This window comes from Clostridium sp. DL-VIII (genome assembly GCF_000230835.1).
Classification (GTDB): Bacteria; Bacillota; Clostridia; order Clostridiales; family Clostridiaceae; genus Clostridium.
In genome coordinates this window covers 3,328,010-3,340,200 of the sequence record NZ_CM001240.1, presented here as the reverse complement: position 1 = coordinate 3,340,200, position 12,191 = coordinate 3,328,010, and the positions used below count along the sequence as shown (strand labels likewise).

General features: G+C 28.2%; 10 protein-coding genes, 1 pseudogene and 1 riboswitch. All 11 genes and pseudogenes read right to left on the bottom strand.

Annotated elements, in window-relative coordinates; genetic code table 11:
- Positions 1-355 precede the first annotated feature (355 nt).
- The 11 genes and pseudogenes from CDLVIII_RS15355 to CDLVIII_RS15305 all read right to left on the bottom strand — a co-directional run bounded on the left by CDLVIII_RS15355 (position 356) and on the right by CDLVIII_RS15305 (position 12,187).
- Positions 356-1,762, bottom strand: a complete 1,407-nt coding sequence (locus CDLVIII_RS15355; protein ID WP_009170365.1) for a DUF4179 domain-containing protein — start codon at positions 1,760-1,762, stop codon at positions 356-358.
- Positions 1,759-1,881: pseudogene (locus CDLVIII_RS15350) on the bottom strand (sigma factor-like helix-turn-helix DNA-binding protein); the annotation flags it as partial. The gene CDLVIII_RS15355 and the pseudogene CDLVIII_RS15350, both read right to left, overlap by 4 nt.
- A gap of 93 nt (positions 1,882-1,974) precedes the next feature.
- Positions 1,975-2,169, bottom strand: a complete 195-nt coding sequence (locus CDLVIII_RS15345; RefSeq protein WP_009168857.1) for a hypothetical protein — start codon at positions 2,167-2,169, stop codon at positions 1,975-1,977.
- Positions 2,170-2,184: 15 nt separating this feature from the next.
- Complete coding sequence (locus CDLVIII_RS15340) at positions 2,185-3,414, bottom strand: IS91 family transposase (RefSeq protein ID WP_009170364.1); 1,230 nt, start codon at positions 3,412-3,414, stop codon at positions 2,185-2,187.
- Between the two features lie 50 nt (positions 3,415-3,464).
- The gene (locus tag CDLVIII_RS15335) at positions 3,465-3,908 is read right to left on the bottom strand and encodes a sigma-70 family RNA polymerase sigma factor (protein WP_242835744.1); all 444 of its coding nucleotides are present in this window, start codon (positions 3,906-3,908) and stop codon (positions 3,465-3,467) included.
- 258 nt (positions 3,909-4,166) lie between these two features.
- The gene (locus CDLVIII_RS15330; RefSeq protein WP_009170363.1) at positions 4,167-6,011 is read right to left on the bottom strand and encodes a M56 family metallopeptidase; all 1,845 of its coding nucleotides are present in this window, start codon (positions 6,009-6,011) and stop codon (positions 4,167-4,169) included.
- A gap of 3 nt (positions 6,012-6,014) precedes the next feature.
- Entirely contained in the window at positions 6,015-6,389 is a 375-nt protein-coding gene (locus CDLVIII_RS15325; RefSeq protein ID WP_009170362.1) for a CopY/TcrY family copper transport repressor, read from the bottom strand.
- Between the two features lie 201 nt (positions 6,390-6,590).
- The gene (locus CDLVIII_RS15320) at positions 6,591-9,005 is read right to left on the bottom strand and encodes a histidine kinase N-terminal 7TM domain-containing protein (RefSeq protein ID WP_242835743.1); all 2,415 of its coding nucleotides are present in this window, start codon (positions 9,003-9,005) and stop codon (positions 6,591-6,593) included.
- A 465-nt stretch (positions 9,006-9,470) separates the two neighbouring features.
- Positions 9,471-9,665 (bottom strand): hypothetical protein, encoded by a 195-nt coding sequence (locus CDLVIII_RS15315; RefSeq protein ID WP_009168857.1) that lies wholly within the window; start codon positions 9,663-9,665, stop codon positions 9,471-9,473.
- A gap of 15 nt (positions 9,666-9,680) precedes the next feature.
- The gene (locus CDLVIII_RS15310) at positions 9,681-10,910 is read right to left on the bottom strand and encodes an IS91 family transposase (RefSeq protein ID WP_009168856.1); all 1,230 of its coding nucleotides are present in this window, start codon (positions 10,908-10,910) and stop codon (positions 9,681-9,683) included.
- Between the two features lie 113 nt (positions 10,911-11,023).
- A riboswitch (cyclic di-GMP riboswitch) is annotated at positions 11,024-11,107 on the bottom strand.
- Between the two features lie 258 nt (positions 11,108-11,365).
- Complete coding sequence (locus CDLVIII_RS15305) at positions 11,366-12,187, bottom strand: MBL fold metallo-hydrolase (RefSeq protein WP_009170360.1); 822 nt, start codon at positions 12,185-12,187, stop codon at positions 11,366-11,368.
- Positions 12,188-12,191 lie beyond the last annotated feature (4 nt).

The following is a 12,191-nucleotide window of genomic DNA, read 5'->3' as shown; positions in this document are numbered from 1 at the left end:
TAGGTTTTTATTAGTATCAAAAAATTTATGTTATTTTCTTTTATCCTTAAGTAAGCCCTAAAACACACACTAATAAAAATAAACCTATATTTTCTTATATCAATTTTAAATGATTTGCCATAAAGAGTCCAATTATTTTGATATTTTATTAAAATATAATAAGTAATATCCACGGCAATCCTAAATCTCCTATCTCTAAAAAAATGAAGGTGCCTCTTCTATAAGCCTAAGAGGCACCTTCAAAAATATAGTTTCAATTCACAATGCACATTTTACAATTCACAATTACGGCTAAAATTCTTGCAATATTTTGAATTATTATGAAGAATTATTTTTGTAAAAAATATATAATCTACTATTTAATTTTTATTGTGAATTTTTCATCACCATAAACTTCGATAGATTTTGATTTATCTATGGTTTTAACAGAATAGTCCCCATCTTTAATTTCCTTATCACAAGTAATTGCATACTCATCAGTATCTGCATTATAAGTAGTAGCTTCTTTTTGTTCTTCAAAATTATAATCCTCATTAAATGAGATTATATTTTCACCAGTTTTATTATCTACTATTTCAATTGGTGCTGCATTGACTCCATATCTTGATTTATAATAAATCTTTGTTTTTCCATCTTCAGTATTCACTTTAGTAATAGTCATATATTCTTTTCCCTCACTGGAATATAACTTTGTTTCTCCTTTTAAATTTAGTTTTTCAGTAATATTATTTTCAGTTTCATGGCTATCATTATTTTTATATTTCCATGGTATAAATGTTAGGTAATCAGTATCATCATAAATTTCTTTAAAACCATTACTGAAATACATTATATAATTTCCATCTTTATCTTTATCACCTACTGCTTCTTCTGACTTGTTTTTAATATATCTTCCTTTATTATCAAATACAGCAAAAGATAATCTATCAGCATTTTCTTCATCATCCATACGTGTTCCTTGTATCACTGTATTTAGTGGTGTTGTAATAATTTTGTTTATATGATATCCACTAACTATATTGCTTAAATCTATATTACATTCCTTCTTATTCACTTTCCCATTAACCTTCTCACTACTTACAGGAATATTAAAGTTCCAAGTTCCTTTAATAGGATTCTCTAGTCCTATTTCATCTATATCTAAATTTAATACAAATTTATCTGGTATCTCTACATATCCACCCAAGAAATGTTCATTTTGAAACTCCTTAGACATTGAATTATGTTTTAACACATTGTACTCTATAGAACCCACAAAGGTTTTATTATCATTCATAAACTTTCCTGTTCCACCTGCACTAAAAGTAGTTTCTTTGCCATTTATTCTTAATTTTGCTCCTGGAAACCTTGGAGTATCTTGTATTTCATTTTCACTTTCAATAGTATAAAATATTGATAATTGAACTTCATCGTAAACCACTTTATTAATGGTCATCTTTAAGCCGCTACTTTCCTTAGTTATGTTTAAATCTGAAGCATATTGATCATAATTTTCATAAGTTTTGTTGCTAAACATTTTAAATATATTCCCTATAATAGGAATATTGCTTGCATATGTTGGCATGGCCATTCCAAGTAATAGTGTTACCCCTATACAGCCTACCAATATGCAGCAAGCTTTCTTTATAGTAAATCTTTTCTTATTTATTTTGCTAAGTGTACTATCAATCTTTTGGTTAATATCATTTGGTACACAGTTAATTTCATCCTTTAGCTTTTTTCTTATTTTCTCATCAAATAAATCATCATTTAATTCTATCATATCTCCACCTCACCAATTATTTCTCTAAGTTTTGTTCTTGCCCTTGTGAGTCTAGATCTAACTGTTCCATCTGAAATTTTCAGCAATTTCGCAATATCTTTAGTACTCATATCCTCAAAAGAACAAAAGTGTCTGCGACACGCTCCTTCGGAGAAATTATTATTAGTTAAATTAAAAACCATAGAGATTGCTGTTCCTCTATGGTTTTCTTCTTATAGTTTATAACTTTTGCCATATACCCCATTGTATTCTTTAGGTCTCATAACTCCGCCACATTTTTCGCATGAAAAACAAGGCGGTTCATCTATATTACTTTGATCCATCTCATCAAAGTATTCTACAACCTCCCTAGGTATATTTTCTGTTATTCCACAATTTAAACATTTATATGGTATTATATCTTTCACTTAACATCCCTCCAACTATGTTGTTGTCGGCTTTATTTTACCATATAGTACTCCTTTTGCAATTGCATATATTTCCAGGATGTTTTCTAATTTTTCTTTCCCTTCACTTATAAATTTATCTTTAAAATATTCTCGCATCGAGCCGTATCGTGGATACACTATATCATTAAATCTCATCTTACCACCACATTTAGAACATTTGCATGGATCTACCCCAAAAGACGCAAGAATTCGATATTCCCACTTTTCTATTGATTTCTTAATTTGTATTATTTTCTTATCTATCATCTTGATAAATTGATCTTTATCCTTACATCTCCTCGAATACAGTCCAAAATATCTCACCATTTTAAAATTCTTGTCTGGTATATGTATTATAACTTTTTTTATAAACTCAAAGACTGACACTTTCTCTATTATTTCTTTATTGTCTTCATGTCTTTTATATTTAAATGTTACACTTTCACCATCATACGCAATTATTCTTGATTCTGCTATCGCAGGTCGTCCAACATATCTTCCAATATATTTTGCAGCTATCTTTGCTGATTTTATTTCATTTTTAGCATGAACATAAAATCCATCTTTATTATTTTTATATATTTTGTTCTTTAATCGTTTAAAACTATCTTTATTTCCTTCTCTTTTTATTATTTCATCTAATAATATTTTTTGCCATCTCTTTCTTAATGCTTCATACGAAAAATATTTAAAATTTCTCCAGGTAGTTAGCTTGCCCTTTCCACCTTCTGTAACCATCATGTGGACGTGGGGATTCCACTTTAAATCTCGTCCAAAAGTATGTATAACTGCTATAATTCCAGGTATAAATTCTTCTTTTTTATTTTGCTTATACATCCAACTCGTAACAGCTTTAGCTGCACATTGCGGAAGTAACTTCAGCCTATCTCTTTCTCTTCCGAAGTAATTTCTAAGTTCCTCTGGTATTGTAAATACCATATGTCTATGCTTTACATTTATTAATTTTCCCAGCATTCCATTAACCCAATTATCAACATAAACCTTTCCACATGATGTACAAAATCTACTTTTACAAGTGAACCCAACTTTCTTTATTTCGCCACATTCCTTACATTTTAATTCAATATAACCATTACTTATATCCTTGCATTTCATAACTTTTTTTACTTCTGCAATAACACTAGGTCTAATTCTGTTTTTATATCTTTTATAAAATTCATTCCAATTTTCCTCTAATATTCTTCTTAATTTACTCTTAATCATTTCATCAATTTACCACATATATTTTCCTAATGCAAGTCTACACCGCGCTTTCAGCAAGCGCGATTTTTATACTTTCCTATACAATAAAATAGTACTGTTGTCACTCTTAACTCTTCGCTTAATGAATTTATAGCCTTTGTCAAATCAATATTTTCATAACTATCATTATAGATCTCTGTATCGCTATTTTCAGATAAATAAGTAACTCTCTTACCTTTTCTTAATATTTGTGTACATTCATTAATTAAAATTTTAATCAACCAAGTTCTAAAGTACTCATCTTGTTTCAGAGAATTTATCTTTTGAAATGATTTTATTATTGTGTTTTGAATCGCATCTTCAATATCCACTGTATCCTTTAAAATCCCTCTGGCTACTCTGTAAATATTCAATCTATTTTCATCTATAAGAGCTAAAAAAGCTTCTTTGTCGCCTTTCTTCGCTTTAGATACTGTTGACTTTTTCCTATAATCAAAAAATGATATCAACTCCATCTTTTTCCTCCTTAATTTATACTACCTAGCTAAGTATTACAATAATTAGATGGGGCAGAAAACAAAAATGTTCCCGTAAAATTTTAAAAAACAATAAATCTTTTCCATCATACTCCATGACTATTCTGTTCCTGTAACTTTTCCATAAATTCTAATAATATGATACTATATTTTTCCTTTAGAAATAGTAAGAAATTTTTACATAAAAAAATAGCCATTCTATATGAACGACTATTTTTTTAAAGTTATTCTGTTTTATTATTTAGCTTGCTTCAAAACATAGTACCAAGGAGTTGCTCCTCTTTCTATATAATCACCATTTTTCCATTCAAAGAACATATACTTTGAACCGTTTATTTCTTTTATTATATATTTAGAAGCAGTTTTATCGCTAGTATTTAAGACTAGGTCTTTTGTCCAAGTTATATTTTTATTCTCTATTTTACCATTTTCATCAAAGATTAAATTATTTAAATATAAATCTCCATTCCATGACTTTCTCTCTGGATTAAAGTTATTTATATCCTCCACAAAATCAACACTATCCCATTTTCCAATTACTTCAGGATCATTAATAAAAGGATAGTCAACTTTATCAGCTCTCGTTTCAACTTCATTACCAGATATATTAGTATTAAGTGATGGGGTAGAACTAACTTTTTTCAATACGTAGTAACAAGGTTTCTCTCCTCTAATTGTATAATCCCCGCTCTTCCATTGAAAGAACATATAAGTTGAGCCATCAATATCTTTGATTACATAACTACTGTCAGTTTTATCAGCATCATTAAGAATGTGATCCTTAGTCCATGTAAATACAGTTCTTGCTACCTTCCCATCTTCTGTAAAATTTAATTCTTTAACATATAGATCACCTTTGAATTTCTTATCATTTACATTAAAATCTTCTATGTTTTCAACAAAATCTACACCTTGCCACTCACCTATTATATTAGGATCATTAACAAAAGCATAATCAATTTTATCTACATTTACTGCATTACTAGCTCCATTTATATTTGCAGATGCCTTTGCATCAGTTAGTGCAATGCCGCTAATTACAAGCAAAGATGCAACTGCCATTGCAGAAAATCTATAGGCCTTTTTATTAAAAACTTTTATCATAACAATTCTCCTTTTTACTTCAGATTTATTATTTACTATGGAAGTTGCCCCAACTAAATGAACTGACTTTGAAAAATGTTCTATCAAATTTATGATTGTAAATCCATATTCCGCAACTTCTTCATCTTCTGTATAAGAAAGTGCAAGTGAATCACAGCATATTTCCATATCCTCTTTCATCTTTCTAAGACCATAATGAATAATTGGATTAAACCAATAAATAGTCTTTAAAAAAATTATTATCCAGTTTATAACTATATCTTTACGTTTAAAGTGAGATAATTCATGAAGAAATACATATCTTAATTTATCAACAGATATTATCTTATGAATATCCTTGGGAATTAGAATTATTGGATTAAAGTAACCCAGTAGCGCTGGCGTTTTTACGCTAGAAGTCTCAACTAGCAGTATATCTCTTTTAATCTTCATTTTATTTTGGCAGTATTTTAAAACATCTAAAAATTCGATGTTATTTTGTATGGACTCGCTGCTTATCTTATTTCTCAGTTTTTTATATGCAAATAGAATATATGTGAATATAAACACTGCTCCCATAAGCCATACAAGACTCAATGTAGTTAAACTTGATAAACTATACCTATTAATTTCGTTATTGCTAAAATCAATGGAATTTATAGTTCCTAGGATAACATCATGATTAGACATAGAACTAGCTTGGCTGCTACCCTTTTCTAACATACTTCCAAAATGTACTTCTTTATTAAGAATTAATAACAATATATTTTTTCCTAATTTATTTATAAGATTAAACATGCTTAAAGTGCTCTCAGGAAGCTTAAATATGGTTAAACGCAGTATTACTAAAAACCATAATGCATACTGAAACTTTATACCTATTCTCTCTTTGTAAAATCTTCTAAAAATTAAAATTAAACAAATCAATATGCTGCCAGTGATAGATGTTTGAAATATTATTTTAAATAGCTGATCAAGATAATTAAAATACTCGTACATACACTACTTATTCCTCTCGTCTAATATCCTTTTAAGATCATCTATATCTTCTTTGCTTAAATCACTTTCTTTTATAAAACTTACTAGCATATTTTTAATAGCTCCATTATAGACTTTACTTAAAAATGTTTGATTCTCTGCACGTATACATTCATTTTCATTTACAATTGGATAATATAAGTATTTTCTGCCTTCTTCTTTAAATCCAAGTGCATTCTTGCTAACCAATCTGCTTATTAATGTCTTTATTGTTTTAGGCTTCCAATCTTTTGTATCTTCTAATGCCTCAATAATTTGATTTGATGTGCGTGGTGAATCTGTCCAGACAATTTTCATAACTTCCCATTCTGCCTCAGATATCTTAGGTATTTCTCCCATAACTTTCACTCCTCTTTTTTTGTATTACAATTGTAATCTATAATTAGAATACAACTGTAATCCTTAATTGTCAATATATGTCTTCGATACATTTTATATATTTTTTTGCATGATTAAAAAGATTTGATTTCAATACTAGTCTTGAAATCAAATCTTACTTAAATAATTTCTATTTTTTATATACCTATTTATTATAACACATTATATTTTTTCACTTTTCACCACACGCTTATATTCATACATTCGCGCATCAGCTATTTTTAATAGTTCATTAAATTTCATTCCGTCCCTCTGACCGTTGACTATTCCATAACTATAACTGCAAACAATAGTCCTCTCACCAAGGCTTATTGGATTGCTTTTAAAACTCTTAGCAAGTTCCTCAAATCTATTCACCAAATCTCCTTGATCTATATCAAAGAATATCCCTATAAATTCGTCCCCTCCAAATCTTCCTATAATGTCAGAAGTTCCTCTTAAAGTACTTAATCCTTTGGCAAAAGTTTTAATCAACTCATCACCACACAAGTGCCCATAATTATCATTAACGAATTTTAAACTATTTAAATCAAAAATAGCTGCACAAAATTCTTTTTTATCTGCACTCTCACTATAAATATTTGTATTAACCAATTGCTCAAAATAGCTTCTATTATAAACATTAGTTAATTTATCGTACCTAGATAAATACAAGGTTTCTTCATAAAGTTTATGTTTGGCAATTGCAATGGAAGCTTGATTTCTCATATATTCCATTAACTCTATATCTCCTTCATTAAATGCATTATTATATATACTATCAATATTTAAAAATCCATACAATTTACCCTCTATAATAATAGGCGAACTAATAGAAGACCTTATTTTTACTCCTTCCATTGTATCTAGCATATTTATATTCTGGGATTTATATATATCATTGAAAATAACAGTTTCATTTATTTTTTCTCCGTTATTAAATCTTAAACGGTGTTCATCCAGTTTAATTGAAAATGTCTTAATTTCTTCTGAATCATAACCTTTTGCTACAGCTATTTTCAAATTTTTATCTTCATCCAAAAGTAATATTGAACCACTGTTTTGCTCATCAATGCAATTAATAACTTCATCTAATATTAGTTGGAGTAAATCATTAATATTAGTTATTTCATTAATAGAATATCCTATCTTAACCATTACTTCCTTTAACTTTAATAGCTTATCTATTCTTTCTCTATTCTTCTTTTCTTCTGTAATATCCATTATTACACCGACTAATCCTTTATTTTTGTCATGCTCATCTTTAACCACTGATTTACTAAAAATCACATCATGATATGTATTATCATGATGTTTAAGCTTTGATTCATAAACTTGAGTCCCATTTTTCTCAATTAAATTTCTATCAGATTCATAATATCTTTCTGCTAGACCCTTTCCAAATACATCATAAGCAGTGTTTCCTATAAGTTCTTCTTTCGTTATTCCCAAAAATTCTACAAATGCAGTATTAAAGTGGTTATATCCCCCCTGTTCATCTTTAGAATATATTGGATGAGGAATAGCATTCATAAGAGTTTCAAGAAATTTAAAATTATCAGCCAACTTCTTTGTATGCAGCTTAATTTCAGTAACATCGTTAAAAATTAAGATTTTCCCAATGATTTCATCATTTTTTCTATATATATTATTTATATTTATCTTAAAATATCTAAGCTTATCATAATTTTTTATTGTTATTAAACTTTCATTATAAGAATCGCTATTTAAAGCTTTCAATACTTCCTTATATTCCTTTAATACCTCATCTATTTTTTTATCACCAGCTTTTATATTTTTTAATTCTGAAATTATATTTTGAGATGAATCATTAAAGTTAACTATATTATTTTCAGAATCTAGTATTATGACTCCATCTAACATATTAGAAAAGACTTTTTCTAATGCTATTGGCGCAAGTTTTAATAGTTTAAAATTTAATATAGCATAGCTGGAAATTATCCCCGAAAAAGAAAATGCTACAGGACACAAATCTAAATTAAAAGGCATTAATCGCAATGTATAAACAATATCTGAAATCCATGGAATTATCCAAGCCATTATTAATAGTAGTATTTGTTTTCTTACTATTGATACTGCTTTAGAATAGGCAAATATAAATATTATTAATCCTGCCAGCATTGAAGAATATGTATAAACAATATTCAGCCAATAAAAAGGTCCTTTTACTATTTCTACAATTGGAAAAATGCCATCATTATTCATATATAAACTCTCATAAAACAAATGATGAAAATCATTTGTATAATTCATTATCAATGTAATTACAGGTACAATATAAAATAACTTTAAAGTACTCTTTTTTAATCGCTCTTCATATCCATTAAAATTAAGTGCAAGCATTAGCCAAACCACGGGTAAAAATGCTATTCCAAGATACTCAACTTTTATCCAAAACTTCACCTTTTCAAGGCTTGTACTTAATATTTCAAATCCATATCCAAATTCATATATTGATACGGGAAGCAAACACATAGACATATATACTTTATTTTTCTTCCATGAGAAATATCCTATAAAAACTAAAACTACTGCTGACGCAAAAAGTACTAAACTAAAATAATAATTTACGTTCAAAATATCACACCTCATCCGTATTAACCTAATGCAGTCCAGAATCATACATTTTTCTTTTGTACAATTTAACTTAGCATACTGTATCAATACTTAACTATAATTTATATTTAAACCAAGATTATTACCCTAAATACCCTCTTACATTTTCTGCGATTTAAAATTTTTTATAAACTCTTATATATATGTTGCAATTGTTTTTCCGCATTTTGCATCTGTATATTTACTTAGCAGATAGGCATCTTAACTATAATTTTATTATTACAACATTTATATACAGGCATACAACTATTGCTTCTACTAATTAATAATTATCATTTCTTAGAAACTTTTAATATCCATACGCTCTCATTATTTTGTAAAAAAACAGCCAGTAGAACAAAAGTGTCTGCGACACGCTCCTTCGGAGAAATTATTAATAGTTAAATTAAAAACCATAGAGATTGCTGTTCCTCTATGGTTTTCTTCTTATAGTTTATAACTTTTGCCATATACCCCATTGTATTCTTTAGGTCTCATAACTCCACCACATTTTTCGCATGAAAAACAAGGCGGTTCATCTATATTACTTTGATCCATCTCATCAAAGTATTCTACAACCTCCCTAGGTATATTTTCTGTTATTCCACAATTTAAACATTTATATGGTATTATATCTTTCACTTAACATCCCTCCAACTATGTTGTTGTCGGCTTTATTTTACCATATAGTACTCCTTTTGCAATTGCATATATTTCCAGGATGTTTTCTAATTTTTCTTTCCCTTCACTTATAAATTTATCTTTAAAATATTCTCGCATCGAGCCGTATCGTGGATACACTATATCATTAAATCTCATCTTACCACCACATTTAGAACATTTGCATGGATCTACCCCAAAAGACGCAAGAATTCGATATTCCCACTTTTCTATTGATTTCTTAATTTGTATTATTTTCTTATCTATCATCTTGATAAATTGATCTTTATCCTTACATCTCCTCGAATACAGTCCAAAATATCTCACCATTTTAAAATTCTTGTCTGGTATATGTATTATAACTTTTTTTATAAACTCAAAGACTGGCACTTTCTCTATTATTTCTTTATTGTCTTCATGTCTTTTATATTTAAATGTTACACTTTCACCATCATACGCAATTATTCTTGATTCTGCTATCGCAGGTCGTCCAACATATCTTCCAATATATTTTGCAGCTATCTTTGCTGATTTTATTTCATTTTTAGCATGAACATAAAATCCATCTTTATTATTTTTATATATTTTGTTCTTTAATCGTCTAAAACTATCTTTATTTCCTTCTCTTTTTATTATTTCATCTAATAATATTTTTTGCCATCTCTTTCTTAATGCTTCATACGAAAAATATTTAAAATTTCTCCAGGTAGTTAGCTTACCCTTTCCACCTTCTGTAACCATCATGTGGACGTGGGGATTCCACTTTAAATCTCGTCCAAAAGTATGTATAACTGCTATAATTCCAGGTATAAATTCTTCTTTTTTATTTTGCTTATACATCCAACTCGTAACAGCTTTAGCTGCACATTGCGGAAGTAACTTCAGCCTATCTCTTTCTCTTCCGAAGTAATTTCTAAGTTCCTCTGGTATTGTAAATACCATATGTCTATGCTTTACATTTATTAATTTTCCCAGCATTCCATTAACCCAATTATCAACATAAACCTTTCCACATGATGTACAAAATCTACTTTTACAAGTGAACCCAACTTTCTTTATTTCGCCACATTCCTTACATTTTAATTCAATATAACCATTACTTATATCCTTGCATTTCATAACTTTTTTTACTTCTGCAATAACACTAGGTCTAATTCTGTTTTTATATCTTTTATAAAATTCATTCCAATTTTCCTCTAATATTCTTCTTAATTTACTCTTAATCATTTCATCAATTTACCACATATATTTTTCTAATGCAAGTCTACGCCGCGCTTTCAGCGAGCGCGATTTTTATACTTTCCTATACAATAAAAAATAAAAATATAGTAATTTATATTTTTTATGCTGGTCGGTTGTACCAATCACTCAAAGTTATCCAGGTACCCAAATACAGAAAACTTATCATAGTGTCCAATTTATATATTGTATTTTTAGTATAATCATTACCCATTTCTTGTGGTAATATTACCATGTTTGTGGAAAAAAATCAATGTATTCTATTTATACTACATAATTGAATATTTTATACAAAAAGTATATTAAAGACATCCTAAGTCTTATAATTTATATAACGTAAATTAACTATAGCTTAAAATATCTTATAAATTAATTTCAAAATAAATAACTCACGAAAATCTAACTTTAGATTTCCGTGAGTTCTATTATGGAGACTATGATTTCTACAACTTATCTTTACTAAAAACAATAGAAACAAAATCAGGACTAATAAAAGGTTCTCCACCCTCAAAATACATAAATGCTTCATAAGGGTATGCTTCATTAAAATACGGTGTACTTTTAGAAACATCAATATTATTAACGCAATGAATCAGCCTATTTAATAATACTTTGCTATAAAGTTCAGCAGAATGAGAAGTAACATTAATATCAAACTCTAATTTATTTAACTTTTCAAGGCTATTGAGATATTCACTTATGTTTTTACTTTCTTTTAGAAACATCCATACATGCTGTAATATTGTATCCCCTGAAAGCAGTAACTTATTCTTTCTGTCAATTAGTGAAATACAGCCAGCAGTATGCCCTGTACAATAAATTACTTCAAGCTCATATCTTCCTAAGTCAAATACTTGTCCTTCTTCTACCGGAATATAATCTATCTTATAAAGCCTATTTACATAATCTTCTTCTTTAAAATCTCTTGGAAGCATTGCATTTTTCTTATAATTATCAATAGTTTTATTTCTCTTGTCTGATAATAGAATATCCTTTACTAAGGCTATATCATCTTCATGAATGTATACTTCATTAAATTGATAATTCCCTCCCATGTGGTCAAGGTGACCATGGCTATTAATCACAATAATAGATAAATCTGTTATTGATTCAACTACTTGTTTTAAGTTTCCAATACCATAACCTGTATCAAATAATAATGATTTTTTACTTCCTACTATTAAGGTGCAGCATATCTTGTTCGGATCGCTTATATGATATACTCCATCCATTATTTTCTTAATATTATAATATTGATTATCCATACAA

What these genes read in the sequence shown, in the direction of transcription:
- CDLVIII_RS15355 (WP_009170365.1), bottom strand. Translation starts at nt 1,762, where the DNA reads ATGATAGAATTAAATGATGATTTATTTGATGAGAAAATAAGAAAAAAG.
- CDLVIII_RS15340 (WP_009170364.1), bottom strand. Translation starts at nt 3,414, where the DNA reads ATGATTAAGAGTAAATTAAGAAGAATATTAGAGGAAAATTGGAATGAA.
- CDLVIII_RS15335 (WP_242835744.1), bottom strand. Translation starts at nt 3,908, where the DNA reads ATGGAGTTGATATCATTTTTTGATTATAGGAAAAAGTCAACAGTATCT.
- CDLVIII_RS15330 (WP_009170363.1), bottom strand. Translation starts at nt 6,011, where the DNA reads ATGTACGAGTATTTTAATTATCTTGATCAGCTATTTAAAATAATATTT.
- CDLVIII_RS15325 (WP_009170362.1), bottom strand. Translation starts at nt 6,389, where the DNA reads ATGGGAGAAATACCTAAGATATCTGAGGCAGAATGGGAAGTTATGAAA.
- CDLVIII_RS15310 (WP_009168856.1), bottom strand. Translation starts at nt 10,910, where the DNA reads ATGATTAAGAGTAAATTAAGAAGAATATTAGAGGAAAATTGGAATGAA.
- CDLVIII_RS15305 (WP_009170360.1), bottom strand. Translation starts at nt 12,187, where the DNA reads ATGGATAATCAATATTATAATATTAAGAAAATAATGGATGGAGTATAT.